Annotated in this window: 10 protein-coding genes and 2 tRNA genes; 5 read left to right on the top strand and 7 right to left on the bottom strand. The window is 73.6% G+C overall.

Annotated elements, in window-relative coordinates; genetic code table 11:
* Positions 1 to 28: 28 nt before the first annotated feature.
* Entirely contained in the window at positions 29 to 2224 is a 2196-nt protein-coding gene (locus ACZ6JS_RS12950) for an asparagine synthase-related protein (RefSeq protein WP_469297648.1), read from the bottom strand.
* 630 nt (positions 2225 to 2854) lie between these two features.
* Between ACZ6JS_RS12950 and ACZ6JS_RS12945 the strand changes: the two genes are divergently transcribed.
* The 4 genes from ACZ6JS_RS12945 (at position 2855) to ACZ6JS_RS12930 (ending at position 8204) form a co-directional block, all read left to right on the top strand.
* A complete protein-coding gene (locus ACZ6JS_RS12945) occupies positions 2855 to 4546 on the top strand; it encodes a sporulation protein (RefSeq protein ID WP_469297647.1) in 1692 nt (563 codons plus the stop codon).
* Positions 4547 to 4575: 29 nt separating this feature from the next.
* A complete protein-coding gene (lhgO, locus tag ACZ6JS_RS12940; RefSeq protein WP_469297646.1) occupies positions 4576 to 5808 on the top strand; it encodes an L-2-hydroxyglutarate oxidase in 1233 nt (410 codons plus the stop codon).
* Between the two features lie 94 nt (positions 5809 to 5902).
* Positions 5903 to 6742: a tRNA (guanosine(46)-N7)-methyltransferase TrmB gene (gene trmB, locus ACZ6JS_RS12935; protein ID WP_469297645.1), complete on the top strand. Its 840-nt coding sequence runs from the start codon at positions 5903 to 5905 to the stop codon at positions 6740 to 6742.
* Positions 6743 to 6785: 43 nt separating this feature from the next.
* Positions 6786 to 8204 carry a PrsW family intramembrane metalloprotease gene (locus ACZ6JS_RS12930; RefSeq protein WP_469297644.1) on the top strand — a complete coding sequence of 473 codons (1419 nt, stop codon included), beginning with the start codon at positions 6786 to 6788 and terminating at the stop codon, positions 8202 to 8204.
* On the opposite strand, the gene ACZ6JS_RS12925 is transcribed toward ACZ6JS_RS12930, so the two are convergent.
* Both ACZ6JS_RS12925 and ACZ6JS_RS12920 read right to left on the bottom strand, forming a co-directional pair.
* Entirely contained in the window at positions 8113 to 9132 is a 1020-nt protein-coding gene (locus ACZ6JS_RS12925; RefSeq protein WP_469297643.1) for a M23 family metallopeptidase, read from the bottom strand. The genes ACZ6JS_RS12930 and ACZ6JS_RS12925 overlap by 92 nt on opposite strands.
* Positions 9133 to 9569: 437 nt before the next feature.
* Positions 9570 to 9643 (bottom strand) — tRNA-Met (locus ACZ6JS_RS12920).
* 301 nt (positions 9644 to 9944) lie between these two features.
* Here ACZ6JS_RS12920 and ACZ6JS_RS12915 point away from each other — a divergent pair.
* The gene (locus ACZ6JS_RS12915) at positions 9945 to 11207 is read left to right on the top strand and encodes a hypothetical protein (protein ID WP_469297642.1); all 1263 of its coding nucleotides are present in this window, start codon (positions 9945 to 9947) and stop codon (positions 11205 to 11207) included.
* A gap of 72 nt (positions 11208 to 11279) precedes the next feature.
* Here ACZ6JS_RS12915 and ACZ6JS_RS12910 read toward each other — a convergent pair whose 3' ends face one another.
* The 4 genes from ACZ6JS_RS12910 to ACZ6JS_RS12895 all read right to left on the bottom strand — a co-directional run.
* On the bottom strand, positions 11280 to 11795 hold the full coding sequence (locus ACZ6JS_RS12910) for a GNAT family N-acetyltransferase (RefSeq protein ID WP_469297641.1): 516 nt from the start codon (positions 11793 to 11795) through the stop codon (positions 11280 to 11282).
* A 108-nt stretch (positions 11796 to 11903) separates the two neighbouring features.
* Positions 11904 to 11976, bottom strand: a tRNA-Lys gene (locus ACZ6JS_RS12905).
* A gap of 81 nt (positions 11977 to 12057) precedes the next feature.
* Positions 12058 to 14424, bottom strand: coding sequence for a hypothetical protein (locus tag ACZ6JS_RS12900; RefSeq protein WP_469297640.1), 2367 nt, complete (start codon positions 14422 to 14424; stop codon positions 12058 to 12060).
* Between the two features lie 156 nt (positions 14425 to 14580).
* Positions 14581 to 14778, bottom strand: a 198-nt coding sequence (locus tag ACZ6JS_RS12895; protein WP_469297639.1) for a hypothetical protein, incomplete at its 5' end; no start/stop codon positions are given.

The following is a 14778-nucleotide window of genomic DNA, read 5'->3' as shown; positions in this document are numbered from 1 at the left end:
CGCGCAACCGCCCACCGCAACCCGGCGGTCAGGACAGCGCCGGGCGGTGCACGGGGACTCCCTCGGGGACCGCCCGTCGCCGGGCCGCGGAGGTACCCGTCCAGCAGGTGCCGCGCCGGGCCAGCAGCCGGTGCAGCCACAGCTCCATCGAGACGAGTTCCGCGAGCCCGTCCAGGGGGACCGGTCGGCCGTCGGCCGCGTCGAGCAGCGCCTGCCGCACGACCCGGGCCTCGATCAGGCCGGCGTCCGCGAGCAGCGGGGCGGCGAAGAGGTCGAGCAGGTCGCTCAGGGCGGCGCGCAGCCCCAGCCTGGTCGCCGTCTCGTTCGGCGTGTGCGCGGTGGCGCCCCAGCCCAACGGGAGTTCGCGCACGCCGGCCGAGTACAGGACGCTGCGCAGGATCTCCGCCCTGGCGCCGGGCTGCACGCGCAGGGATTCGGGCAGGGCGCGCGCGGCCCGTACGACCTGGTTGTCGAGGAACGGGGCGTGCAGGCGCTGGCTGCGAACCTCCACGGCCTGTTCGAAGACCCGGTGGTCGGCGGCCCGGCGGGCCAGCACGGAACGGGCCCGGGCCTCCCCCGGCCGCAGCGACAGCGGGGGCCGCCCGGCCGCTGCCGACAGCCGGATCGATACTTCCGCCAGCGCCTCCCCCGTGAGCCAGCCCGCAGCCGGACCGGGCCGGGACCAGGTCAGGGCCGCGAGGGAGGCGCCCACCGGACCGGAGGCACGCTCGGTGACCCCGCCCTCCCGGAGCCGGGCCGCCGCCGCCTCCATGCCCGTGCGGTACGTCGTACGGGCGAGCCGGCGGGCCGCCGAGTACACGGTGAGCGGCACCAGCAGGGACTCCCCCGCCGCTCCGGCGGCGGAGGCCGAGCGGGCGAGCGCCGCCACCGGGCGCAGCAGGTGGCGCCGGCGGCGGTCCATCAGGAGGTCGGCCATGCGGGCCGGATGGGCGTCGAGGACCTGCCGGGCGCCGTGGCCGGTGAAGTGGTCGGCCGCACCGGCGGCGAGTCTGCGCCGCTCGCGGGCGGCGAAGACCAGCGAGGGGCCGGGTTCGTCGGTGAGCGGGCCGTCCAGGTCGGTGTACGGGAGGGCCTCGGCCGCGGCGGCGACCACCACGTGGTGCAGGCGCGGGTCGGCCGCGACGGCCCTGGCGCGTTCCAGTTCGTCCTCGCGCCCCTGCGGGGTGGCCAGGTCGTTGAACGTGACCGCCAGCAGCCGGGCCCCGGCGGGGCTGGTGAGGCTGCCCGGCGCCCCCGGCAGACCTGCCGCCAGCAGGGCGAGCGTCGCGGAGGCGCTGCCGCCGGACAGGTCGGCGCCCACCCCGGGGGCCGGGGCGCCGCGGGCCGCGCGCCGATCGGCCGGTCCCATGCCGGGAACGGGGCCGGGATCGTACGGTGGCAGGGTGTCGGGAGCATGCCGCGGAGCCGTGAGCCGGGCGCGCACCGCGTCCACCAAAGCTTCCCGTACGCCCTCCACCGCCCGGTCGGCGTCGGCCTCGGGCGCGGCCACCGCGAGCGAGGCCACCTGTTCGTAGCCGGTGATCTCTCGGGAGCCCTCGCGCAGGATGAGGGCGTGCCCGGGCGGGATGCGGCGGACCCCCGCGTACGGGGTGCCGTCGCCCAGCGCCTCCGGGCTCTCCGGGCAGGCCAGCAGGGCGGCGAGATGGCCGATGTCGAGCTGTGCCTCGATGAGGTCGGCGAGGGGGAGCGCGGCGGTGGCGTACGCCGTGCCGCTCGCCCAGGGGGTGTAGAAGACCGGCCGGGCGCCCGCGAGGTCGCCGACGACGGTGATGCGGCGGCCGGCCTGGACCACGGCGGTGTAGCTGCCGGACCACTGGGTGAGGTGGCGAAGCGCACCGCCGCGGGCCGCGTAGAGGGCCCTGCGCAACTCGGCGTCGGTCGCACCGCAGCAGCCGAGGACGGCGAGCCGGGTGAAGGGGTCGGCGGGGTCGGCGGTCACGGTGCGGATCTCGTCGGGGCGCCAGTCGCCGACGGCCCAGAGCGGGTCGGGATCACCCCACAGCAGCTGGGCGCCGACAGGGTGGACGGTGCGTTCCGCGTCCGCGCCGGGGTCGGCCGCGTGGGCGGCGTCCGCGATGCCGCCGTGCTGGGGCGCGCCGCCCGGGCCGTGGCCGCCGGGGCCGTGGCCGGGTTCCCGGCCGGAGACACGGCCGGCCGTGCCGAAGCTCGCGGCGATACTGCTCCACCCCACCAACCAGCGCACCGCCGCCTCCCCAGCCTGTGGGCACATGACCGGGGCACGGGCAGCACGGACAGCGCTGAGGGCGCGGCCGGCGGGACCCCGGTGGCTCGGGTCCATGCTGCCACGGGACAGGCGTGCGAGAGGGGTTATAGGGGGCGCACACGCAAACGAACACGCCCCGGCCACTCGGTATTTGACGTTCCGTTCCCACCGCCCCATAGGTCGCTTTCGGCCATTCTTCGGCCGCCTCGAGAGCCGTCGCGGGGGGTCGGCGCCCGGCGTGCGGGCGCGGGCCGGGAGGCGGAATCCGCCCCCCGGCCCGTTCCGCCACCCGCGGGGATTGAGGTAGCGGCATCCCCCGGCCCACCCGGTTCACGCAGCGGGCCGACCCACGCACCGCACATCGAATCGCCGGGGCCGCGGACCGGCCAGAGCGCACGGGCGGGCGCACGGCCACACGGGCGGAGCACGCGACGAGACGTGCGCCCCCGCCACCTGCCCCGGGCCGGACCACGCAAACGGACAACAATCCCGCCATACGGAAGTAAGGGCCTTAACGCTTGGGAGGCGGGGAACTACGCTGGGTTTACGAAATGCCGGGCGCCTATGCCCCGGCGGCGTATGCGTTCCGCGTGTGACGAGGGGTGGCGCATGTCCAGGGAGCTCCGTGAGCCCAATGAGAAGCTCGGCGCCGTCCTCGCCCTCGCGGGCATCAGCAACGCCGGGCTGGCCCGGCGCGTCAACGACCTCGGCGCGCAGCGCGGCCTGACGCTTCGGTACGACAAGACGTCCGTGGCCCGGTGGGTGTCGAAGGGCATGGTGCCGCAGGGCGCCGCCCCGCACCTGATCGCCGCCGCCATCGGCGCGAAGCTGGGGCGGCCGGTGCCGCTGCACGAGATCGGCCTGGCGGACGCGGACCCCGCGCCCGAGGTGGGCCTGGCCTTCCCGCGCGACGTCGGGGCGGCCGTGCGCTCGGCCACCGACCTCTACCGGCTCGACCTCGCCGGGCGGCGCGGCGGTGGCGGGATCTGGCAGTCGCTCGCGGGCTCGTTCTCCGTGGCCGCCTACGCGACGCCGGCGTCGCGGTGGCTGATATCTCCCGCCGACAGCTCGGTGGCCCGGGAGCCGGCGGGTCCGGCGGGTTCCGCGGGTCCGGCGGGCGGTCCGGCGCACCACCGGTCCGCGCCGGCGACCTCCTCGGCCCACGACGCACCAACCCACGACGCACCGGCCTCGGCGCGCGACCTCCCGTCACCACAGCCTCCGGCATCCGGGACACCGGCGCCAGGTCCCCGGCCCGCCCCGGAAGGCCGTACGACCGGGCCGGCGACAGGCCCGATGACAGCACCGGCAGGCCGGACGGCAGGCCCGCCGTCCACCGTTGTGCCCGCGCAGCACGGACCCGAAACGCCGCGCGACCACGTGCAGCGCGTGGGCCACAGCGACGTGACCAAGCTGCGCGAGGCCGCCGAGGACGCCCGCCGCTGGGACTCCAAGTACGGCGGCGGCGACTGGCGTTCGTCGATGGTGCCCGAGTGCCTTCGGGTGGACGCGGCGCCCCTGCTGCTGGGCTCGTACACGGACGAGGTGGGCCGCGCCCTGTTCGGCGCGACGGCCGAGCTGACCAGGCTGGCCGGGTGGATGGCCTTCGACACCGGCCAGCAGGAGGCGGCCCAGCGCTACTACATCCAGGCGCTGCGCCTCGCCCGCGCCGCCGCGGACGTACCGCTCGGCGGCTACGTGCTGGCCTCGATGTCCCTCCAGGCGACCTACCGGGACTTCCCGGACGAGGGTGTGGACCTCGCGCAGGCCGCCGTCGAGCGCAACCGCGGCCTGGCGACGGCGCGCACCATGAGTTTCTTCCGACTGGTCGAGGCCAGGGCGCACGCGAAGGCGGGCGATTCGGCGGCCGCCGGAGCGGCGCTACGGGCCGCGGAGGGCTGGCTGGAACGGTCCCGCGAGGGCGACCCCGACCCGACCTGGCTCGGTTTCTACTCCTACGACCGTTTCGCTGCGGATGCGGCGGAATGCTACCGGGACCTCAAACTACCCAGGCAGGTGCGGCGCTTCACCGAGCAGGCGCTGTCGCGACCCACGGAGGAGTACGTACGTTCCCACGGGCTGCGGCTGGTCGTCAGCGCGGTCGCGGAACTGGAGTCGGGCAATCTGGACGCGGCGTGCGCGGCGGGCACCCGGGCGGTGGAGGTGGCGGGCCGGATCTCCTCGGCGCGCACGACCGAATACGTACGGGACCTGCTGCACCGCCTGGAACCCTACGGGGACGAACCGCGCGTCGCGGAGCTGCGCGAGCGGGCCCGGCCCCTCCTGGTGGCTCCGGCGTAGACCCGCGTGGCCTCGTTGTCGGTGCGGGGGTGCAGTATGCAGGGGTGGGAGGTATCGGCGTGGGCGGTGGCGTGGACTGCGATGTGCTGGTGATCGGCGGCGGAATCGTCGGCCTGTCGACGGCGCACGCCTTGTCGCGCCTGGCTCCGGGTACGAGGGTGATCGTCCTGGAGAAGGAGTCGGGCCCGGCCCGGCACCAGACGGGCCGCAACAGCGGTGTGATCCACAGCGGCATCTACTACCGCCCGGGCTCGCTGAAGGCGCGCTTCGCGGTGAGCGGCGCCGCCGAGATGGTGAAGTTCTGCGCGGAGCACGGGATCCCGCACGAGGTGACGGGCAAGCTGATCGTCGCCACCGAGCGCGAGGAACTGCCCCGGCTGCACGCCCTGGTCCAGCGCGGCCGGGAGAACGGCATCCCGGTGCGCGAGCTGGGCCCGGCCCAGATCACCGAGTACGAGCCACAGGTGCAGGGGCTGGCCGCGATCCACGTCGGCAGCACCGGGATCGTGGACTACGGCCGGGTGAGCTCCCAGCTCGCGGAGTCCTCGGGCGCGGAGATCGTCTACGGCGCCGAGGTGGACCTGATCTCGCGCCGCGCGTCGGCGGTTGCCGTGCGCACCACGTCCGGCCTGGTCTTCCGGGCCCGGATGCTGGTGAACTGCGCGGGCCTGCACTGCGACCGGATCGCCCGCCTGGCGGGAGACGAACCGGGCATGCGGATCATTCCCTTCCGGGGCGAGTACTACGACCTGACCCGGCCGGATCTGGTCCGGGGCCTGGTCTACCCGGTACCGGACCCGGCGTTCCCCTTTCTCGGGGTGCACCTCACCCGCGGCATCGGCGGCGGCGTCCACGTCGGCCCCAACGCCGTGCCGGCTCTCGCCCGCGAGGGGTACGACTGGTCGACCGTGCGCCCGCGGGACATCGCGGAGGAGCTCGCGTGGCCGGGCGCCTGGCGGATGGCCTCCCGGCACTGGCGTTACGGGACGGGCGAGATCCACCGCTCGCTGTCGAAGCAGGCCTTCACCCGCGCGGTCCGCCGCCTCCTGCCGGCCGTCACCGCGGCGGACCTGCGCCCCGCCGCGGCCGGGGTCCGCGCCCAGGCCGTCCTGCGCGACGGCACCCTCGTGGACGACTTCCTGATCCGCGACGCCCCCCGCACGATCCACGTCCTCAACGCCCCCTCCCCGGCCGCGACGGCCTCCCTCCCGATCGGCCGCGAAATCGCCACCCGTGCCCTGCGCACCCTTGCCACGGCCTGAGCGGCTCGACGAGCCGGGAGTCGGCCGCACGGAGGCGCGGGGGACACGGCGACGCCCGGCGGGGGCCGGTACCCCGTCGTAGAATCAGCGCATTGTGTCTGAGTCCCTGAACCCCACGCCGCCCGCCGTCCCGGACGCCCCCGTCGCCGACTACTCCGCCGACCCCGCGCCGGAGGCGAACTCGTACGTGCCCCCGAAGTGGCGCACCGAGCCCCGCTTCCCCGACGGCCCCGCACCGGACCCGGCCGGCTCGCACCACGAGCGGCGGATCCGGAGCTTCCAGCCCCGGCGCAGCCGGGTCACCACCGGCCAGGGCGAGGCCCTCAAGCGCCTCTGGGGCACGTGGGGCCTGGACATCGACGGCCACTCCGTCATCGACCTCAAGGCGCTCTTCGGCGGCCTCCCGGTCGTCCTGGAGATCGGCTTCGGCATGGGCGAGGCCACCGCGCAGATGGCCGCCGCCGACCCTGCCACCGGCATCCTCGCCGCCGACGTGCACACCCCGGGCCAGGGCAACCTCCTCGCCCTCGCCGAGCGGGGCGGGCTCGACAACGTGCGCGTCGCCAACGGCGACGCGATCATCCTGCTCCGCGAGATGCTGGCGCCCGACTCGCTCGCCGGGATCCGCGTGTACTTCCCGGACCCGTGGCCCAAGGCCCGCCACCACAAGCGCCGCCTGATCCAGCCCGAGTTCCTCACCCTGGCCGCGACCCGCCTGGCACCCGGCGCCGTACTGCACTGCGCGACCGACTGGGAGCCGTACGCCGAGCAGATGCTCGAAGTCCTCACCGCGCACCCCGACTTCGAGAACACGCAGCCCGACGGCGGCTACGCCCCGCGCCCCGACTTCCGGCCGCTCACCCGCTTCGAGGGACAGGGCCTCGACAAGGGCCACGTCGTACACGACTTGCTCTTCCGTCGTACGGAGAACTGACAACGTCACCGCGCGTGTCCGGGCGGATCGCTAGGGTCATGATGTGTTCCGAGCGCTCCGCCCTGTTCTCGCGCGTCCGTCCGGCACGGTCCGCACATGCGTGCTCGTCGTGCTGCTCGCTGCCACCGGCATCGCCATCCTGGAGCTCGTGCGGGAGCAGACCGGCACGCCGGGCTTCTTCGTCGGCCTCGGCCTGGCCCTGCTGCCGGTGGCGCCGCTCATGGCGGCCTTCCGGTGGCTGGGGCGGGCCGCGCCGGCGCCCTGGCCCCAGCTGCTGTTCTGCTTCGGCTGGGGTGCCTGCACCGCGGCGCTGATCGCCATACTGGCGAACAACTTCGCCACCCAGTGGATAGCCGCGGCGACCGCCGATCCCTCGGAGGCGGACCAGCTCGGCTCGGTCGCCATCGCCCCGGTGGTGGAGGAGAGCGCCAAGGCGGCTGCCCTGCTGCTGGTGTTCGTGTTCCGACGGCGGCATTTCACCGGTCCCGCCGACGGCTTCGTCGCGGCCGGCTTCACCGCCATCGGCTTCGCCTTCACCGAGAACATCCTCTACCTCGGCAACGCCTTCGTTCAGGACATCGCCGACGGCACCGGCGTCCTGGACTCGGTGACCGCGGCGACCTTCTTCGTACGGATCGTTCTGTCGCCGTTCGCGCACCCGCTGTTCACGGTGCTCACCGGGCTCGGTTTCGGCGCGGCCGCAGTCAGCGCGGGCCGTTCCCGCCGGATCTTCCTGCCGCTGCTCGGCCTCGCGCTGGCCATGGGGCTGCACGCCCTGTGGAACGGTTCCTCGCGGTTCGGGGACCACGGCTTCTACGTCGTCTACGGATGCGTGATGGTCCCGCTGTTCGGGCTGCTGGTGTGGCTGGCCGTGCGGATACGGCGCGGCCGGCTGCGGGCCGTGTCCGGGGAGCTCGCGCTGTACGCGGCCGCGGGCTGGCTGGCTCCCGCCGAGGTGCCCGCCCTGGCCTCGATGCCGGCCCGCTCGCTGGCCCGCACGCTGGCGCGGCGCAGCGGGGGCCGGGCCGCCGGACGTGTGGTCGCCCGGTACGAGGCGGACGCCGTCGCCCTGGCACTGCTGCGGAACCGGGCACGCCGCGGGGGTCCGCTGCGCGAGACGGACTTCGCGGGCCGGGAGCGGGAGTTGCTGCACCGGCTGTGGCTGCGCCGTGCGACGGCAGGGCCGGCGCTGGCCCGGGCGGCGGTGATGGAGGAGCTGCTTCCGCCCTGCTGGGACCCGCTGGGGCCGTTCGATTCGTCGGGGCCGTCGGAGTCGGCGGGGCCGGCGGAGTCGGCGGGGCCGGCGGGACGGTCGGTGTCGGCCGCCGGGCCGGCGGGTGTTCCCGTGCCCCGGCGGCAGGAGCCGTCCGTCAGACGTTCAGGCCCTTGGACTCCAGCCACGCCAGCGGGTCCACCGTCGATCCGCCCTTGCGCACTTCCAGGTGGAGATGGGGTCCGGTGACGTTTCCGGTGGCGCCGACCCGGCCGATGGTGTCGCCGGCGCCGACCGGGCCCGAGGTCACCGACATCGAGGAGAGGTGGCAGTACCAGATCTCCGTGCCGTCCTCGAGCTCCAGCACGATCCGGTAGCCGTACGCCCCGGACCAGCCGGCCGAGGTGATCTTCCCGGCGCCGACCGCCTTGACGGGGGTGCCGGTCGGGGCCGCGAAGTCGAGGCCCGTGTGGTGGCCGGAGGACCACATGGAGCCGGAGACCCCGTAGTGCGAGGTGAGGGTGTAGGCGGAGGTGGGCAGGGACCAGCTTCCGGCCGATGCGGCGGCACGCTCCTGGGCCGCCTCGGCCTCGGCGGCCTTCCTGGCGGCCTCGGCCTCTGCGGCGGCCTTCGCCTCGGCCTGGGCCTTGGCCTCCTCGGCCGCCTGACGGGCCTCCTCCAGCTTGGCCTTGGCCTCCTGGGCCGCCGCTTCCCGCGCGATGCGCTCGGCTTCCGCACGGGCCGCCGCCTCGGCTGCCCCCTGCTGCGACTCGGCCTGCTGGAGGATGCGGTTGCGCAGGATCTCGCCGGCGTCAGCGCCGCGGTCGGCCTGCTGGGCGATGATGCCGGCCGCGGCGCCGCGTTCGGCTTCCGGGCCGGAACCCCCGCCGCCCCGGGACTCGCCGTCCCCGGGCATGAGGTCGGGGAGGGAGGGCATGGATATCGCGACCTGCGGCCGGTCCTGCGCGGTGGCGATGCCACCGGCGCCGACCGCCGCGATGACACCGACGCCGAGGACGGTGGAGCTGCGGGCAAGCCCTCCGCGCTGCTTGGCGACCCGGTGCTTGCCCCGGACCGGACGGACCGAGTCCTCGGTGGGGTTCCACTCGCCCCAGGCACCCGCGGTGGGCGGCTCCTGGATCTCGGTGCCTTCGGAAGCAGGCGAGTTGGAGGCCACGGGGCCACACTCCTCATTGACACGCACGCGCACGGTGCCGTCTCTTGCGACGGCCGGGACGACCGCGCTGCGTTATCGAAAGGTAATAGACGTGAGCGAGTGATTCCAAGCTGTTGCGCTTGATCGTTCCGACCAATTGACCACGGCCTGGCTTGCTTTGGCCATTCCTTTTCGGTCGAAAACGGGCGTAACTCAGGCAAAAATCAGTCGAGTCGCCCATCTTCCCAGCCAAGGAGGTGAAATGACTGACCCTCAATCAGCTTGCGCAGAGCGCCTGTTCGACCACCCACCGTCACACACGGTTGACGCCGCCCCCGCCTCGCCACCGCCCCCGGCCCGCCGCCGCTCCTGCCGCCACCGCACGGGTGACGGGGCACGGGGAGGACCGGGACACGACGAAGGCCCGGCTCCCAAGGGAACCGGGCCTTCGTCTTCAGTAGCGGGGACAGGATTTGAACCTGCGACCTCTGGGTTATGAGCCCAGCGAGCTACCGAGCTGCTCCACCCCGCGTCGTTGAACACAACTCTACGCCATCCGGGAGCACCCCTCCGCCAATTAAGCCCCGCTCCACCCCCAGATCAGCATCACCGCAGGTCAAGGGCGTGAAATTGGCCCGGAACAGGCCCTCCTCGCATCAAGATCATCTCTGTTGCACGGCGGTGACACTGCAGGGATGGTTCCGCGATCGGTTCCGGGTGAGGATTCATCCGTCGCCAGGACCGGGGGAACACGGACCGGCCGGACGACACAGACCACACCGACCGGCTCGGCGCTCTGCCGATGCCCTCGTCATTCCTGGGGGGAGTCCACCATGCCCGTTCGCACCGCAGCCGCCATCGCAGTCGTCGCCGGCGTTGTCACCACTCTGCTGCCGTTCTCGGCCACCGCCGCGTCCGCCGCACCCGCCGCCGACGGTCACGCCGTGCTGCGCACGGAGATGGGCGCTCCCGTCCCCAGCGGCACGCTGACCCGCGGCGGCGCCACCGGGACCTTCGACCTGACGGTGAAGAACCCGACCGGCAAGGCAGTCGAGTACAAGCCGTGGATGCTCCTCGACCCGACAGGTCCGAGCCGACTCGACGAGAACGACATCGTCTTCAGGGTCGAGGCGGTGGACGCCCCGGCCACCACGTCGCGGATCGGCCAGCAGGACGGCGAGTGGCAGGGCCTGTTCTCCCCGTCCGCCAAGGAGTCCGGCGAAGGCTTCGACATTCCCGCGAACGGCAGGATGACCTGGAAGGTCACCATCGGCCTGGGCGCTGACTACCCCACCAACAACGGCGACTTCAACCTCACCGCAGGCAGCTACAACAACTCCGTCGCCCCCGGCGGCGCCGACTCCCACCTCTTCAAGGTCGACCCGCAGATCAAGACGGGCGAACTGAAGTCCTGGTTCAAGCAGGTCAGTTCCGGCAAGGACGGCCAGGAGCAGCGCGCCTACCTGGACCTGAACCACCAGGCCACCGGCGACGGCACGTTCGGCACCGCCCTCGCCACCAGCCTGACCCTCTCCCACCCCGGGGCGCAGGAGGCCGACTTCCGCCTCCAGGCCCTGATCGACGGCCGCTGGCAGGACCTGAAGGCCGAGGACAGCCGCTACGAGCTGCCGCACATCGCCAAGGGTTTCGGCGCCGCCTCCGGCGTCCACACCCAGCCGCTGCGCCTCAGCCTGGGCAGGAACACCAAGCTGACGAAGCGCACCACGATCACGATGGAGGCCGAGGTCCGCCAGGCCGAGGGCAACACCTGGCCCGTCAGGACCGCCTCGGTGCAGTTCCCGCTGGTCCCGATCACGGAGCCCGCGCCGACCGAGCCGACCACCAACCCGACCACTCCGACCACCACCCCGACCACCACCCCGTCACCGACCGCCACCTCAGCCTCCGCCGTCCAGCAGGCCGTCGCCACCACGACGGGCAACTCCGACGTGACGACCACGGGCTCCTCCACTGGCTCCCTCGCCACCACCGGCGCCGGCTCGTCCACCGGCCTGTACGCCGGGCTCGCCGCGGCCCTGGTCGCGCTCGGCGCGGCCGCCGCCTGGCTCGGCCGGCGCCGCCGCACCGACGCCTGATCGCACCTCCCCACACCCCGAAGCGCCCCGCCCGATCTCTCGGGCGGGGCGCTTCACGTTGCGCGCATGCCGTCAGACGGCGGCCGGTTCGCGGTGGCGGGTCAGGACGCGGGTGGTGGAGCCGTCGTCCTCCCGCACGTCACGGACGTGCGCGAAGCCGATGCGGGTCAGCAGGGCCAGGGAGGCGGTGTTGGCCGCGGCCACCGTGGCATGCACCTCGGCCAGGCCGAGGTCGGCGAAACCGTACGCGACGATCGCCTCCGCGACTTCGGTGCCCAGGCCGGATCCCCAGGCCTCGGGGGCCAGGGCGTAGATGATCTCGTGGCCGTCGACCTCGTCGGTCCGCTTGATCTCGGCGTGCCCGACCAGTCGGCCGTCCCTGCGCACGGCCCAGACGTCGAACAGGTCCTGGGCGTAGACCTTCGTGAAAACCCGACCGAACAGGGCGCGGTCCTCGGCCTCGGTGGCGGGGCCGTCCCCCATCCACCGGGAGACCCGGGTGTCCTGGAAGAGGGCCACGAAGGCTTCCTCGTCCTCGGGGGTGTACGGGTCGAGCAGCAGGCGTCGGGTACGCAGAACGGGAGTCACGGCGGCGACGCTACCCCGCGCCGCCCAGGGGTTCACCCGGTTTACGGCCCGGCCCCCGACACGGCACAGCGCCCCGTCCGCGGGGGGCGGACGGGGCGCTGGGAGCGGTAGGCCATGTCGGACTCGAACCGACAACCAACGGATTAAAAGTCCGCTGCTCTGCCAATTGAGCTAATGGCCCTCCGGGTGCTCACCCCAGAGCATAGCCGGACAGCGCCGGTCAGCCGATCGGGTATCGACCGACCGGCCTGTCGGCGTCAGTTCAGGGGCGCGCCGGCGGCCTTGCGGCCGACGGGGCGCGGGTGACGGACACCGTCCCGGACGTGCTGAGCTGGGCTCCGCGGCCGTCGGCCGGGCGGGCGGTGAGCGTCCACTCGTACTCGCCGGAGAAGAGCTGCCCGCCGGTCGCGGACCTGCCGTCCCACACGGGGGCGATCAGGCCGCGCGCGTCGGTGCCGGTGGCCACGACCGTGGTGACGTCGGACGACTTGTTGCGCACCGTCAGCTTCCAGGAGGAGACCGGCTTGGACAGCCACCACCGGGCCTGCCACGTCTTCACCTGCCGGAAGTCCGCGGTGGTGGCGACGTCCTGGTCGATCGCCGCGAGCGGGGAGGCGTTGCCGGTCACACCGAGCAGGTGGACGGTCTCGGCCGCGTCCGTGTAGGCCGGCCGGCCTCCGAACCGGTCGACGGTCCACTCGCTGCCGTACCTCGTCACCTGCTGCGCGATCTCGCGCTCCCGCACGGCGGTGCCGGAGCGCAGGTTGTGGACCTCCAGGCCGACGCCCCCCTGGCGCACCACATAGCCGTCGCCCAGCTTCACGCGGTCCCTCTCATGGGTGAAGGGCAGCGGGATCCGCTTGCCAGACGGCAGGTGGAAGGCGGCGGGGCCGCCCCCGGAAGCGGGGCACACCGCGTACAGCCACTCCCCGGAGACCTGGATCTCGTCCGGCCGGCAGGATGCGCCGAGGTCCTGGTGCCGCACGGGCCTGCCGGTGCGCAGGTCGGTGGCGGTCACGGTGTTCGCCGCCCCGCGGTCCCAGAGCTGGGAGCCCCACAGGGTGGCGGCCCCGGAGGGCCTGACGTCCAGGACCTTCCCGGCGTCGATGTCGGCGACCACCATCCGGGAGTTGTTCATCTCGGTCACCGTGAAGAGCACGTACCGTCCCGAGGCGCTGTCGATCAGGTACGGCTGCATGGCGTCGGTGCCGGGCAGGGGTATCTGACGGGTGGTAGCGCCGGGGCGGGTCTCGCGTACGTTGAGCACGACCCCGCAGAGGTTGACGGCAGCACTACTGCCGCACTCGCCCTCGCCCTTGGACGACAGGGAGACGATCCGCCCGTCGCCGGTCGGGACGGTCCAGCCGGGGAGGTCGGCGTGGGGCCAGCAGAGCCGCCGGTCCTCGTTCTCGTCACAGCTCCAGTCGGGGGTCTGCTTCGCCGGGGACGTGCCGGACACCGGCACCGTGAATCCCTGGAGGCTGCGGGTGGGGTCCTGCTGGCCCGTGACGAGCCGTCCCTGGGCGAGGCTGAGCGTCACCCGGTCCGCGGGGTTCGGCGGCAGGTCCTTCACCTTGGTCAGCGCCGGGGCTCCATCGGGGCCGGGCGTGATCCGGTACCTCGCCCAGTGACTGGAGTCGGTGCCTCCGGCCAGGTAGCCGGCGCCGTCCGTGCCCGTGTGCAGGCCGTAGTCCGACCGGGCGAGCAGGCTGCGCGGGGCACCACCGGCGACGGGCACCGCGGTGACCGCGTTGCTCCCGGCGTCGTAGTCCTGCGTGATCAGCCAATCGCCCACGGCGTGCGATGTGCCGTACGCGGCCGCGGTGTTGACGGTGCGCGTCACGGCGAGGTCGGCGCGGGAGCGCAGGGTCACCTTTACGGACCCGCTCGTCCTCAGCGAGACCCACTGCGAGCCGAGCGAGTAGTCCACCTTGCCGAGGTCCGTCACGCCGTCCGGCAGGGCCAGCGGCGTCAGCGTCGCCTTGGCGTAGTCGAGCAGGGCGAGGACGTCCTGGCCGGCGGCGGACCGGTAGGTGATCAGCGCTCCCTTCTCGTCGGCGGTCCGCACCCAGAACGAATGGGCCGCGATGGGTTCCGGCGCGGTGACGGTGACGTCCTTGCGCGGCTCGTTCTCACGGCCGATCAGGTGCAGGACGTACCGGCCCTGGGCGTCCTGCTCGGTGGCCAGCACCTGGGTCGGCGAGAAGGTGCTGGTCCAGGCCCGTCCGGTCGGGGCCGGCAGGGTCTCGGAGCGGCCCGTGGACAGGTCGTGCAGGGTCAGCGGGCCGGTGGTCGTGGAGGACACGTCGCGGTACTCGCAGCCGACGGTGTCGCCGAGCCTCAGCGAGCGGCCGTAGGGCCCCGTGGGGCAGTCCGCGAGCGGCACTTCGCGGCCGTCCTCGAAGCTCTTCCAGTACCACCTGCCGGGCCCGGTTCCGGGCCGAACGAGTATCGAGCCCTTCGGCCCGGCACCAAAGAACGACTCGCGCGACGGTTCCTGGTGCGGCAGCGGAGCGATCGTCAGTTCGTCGGCCGCCGCCGGTCCTGCGGCGGCCGGTACGGCGGTGAGGGCGCCGATGCCCGTGGCCAGTGCGAGCGCGGCTGCGCCCAGCACACGTGACCGTCTCATGTGTTCCATCCCCCAGAGCGAAGCGTCGGGGGCCGGTCGCGGGTTCGCGCTTGCCGTGTCCCCCCACCGCAAAGTTCGGATCGTAGCAAGACGCGGCAGGGCCCCCACGACCGGAGTCGTGGGGGCCCTGTCAGGGGTTCGGTTCAGCGGCCGAGGTCAGCCGTTGCGCTTCCAGCGCGGCTTGTCGTCGCGACGGCCGAAGCCGCCGGAGGGGCGGTCGTCACGGCGGAAGCCGCCCGACGGACGGTCGCCACCACGGTCGCCGCGGTCGTCACGGTTGAAGCCGCCCGACGGACGGTCGTCACGACGGAAACCACCCGACGGACGGTCGTCACGACGGAAGCCGCCACGGTC

The sequence above is a fragment of the Streptomyces sp. NPDC046349 genome (assembly GCF_055587885.1).
Note: the sequence above shows the minus strand (reverse complement) of the source record. Positions and strands in the feature narration are given on the sequence as shown.

Excerpts from the sequence above, each read along its gene's own strand:
- ACZ6JS_RS12945 (WP_469297647.1), top strand. The coding sequence starts at position 2,855 with ATGTCCAGGGAGCTCCGTGAGCCCAATGAGAAGCTCGGCGCCGTCCTC.
- ACZ6JS_RS12915 (WP_469297642.1), top strand. The coding sequence starts at position 9,945 with ATGCCCGTTCGCACCGCAGCCGCCATCGCAGTCGTCGCCGGCGTTGTC.
- ACZ6JS_RS12900 (WP_469297640.1), bottom strand. The coding sequence starts at position 14,424 with ATGAGACGGTCACGTGTGCTGGGCGCAGCCGCGCTCGCACTGGCCACG.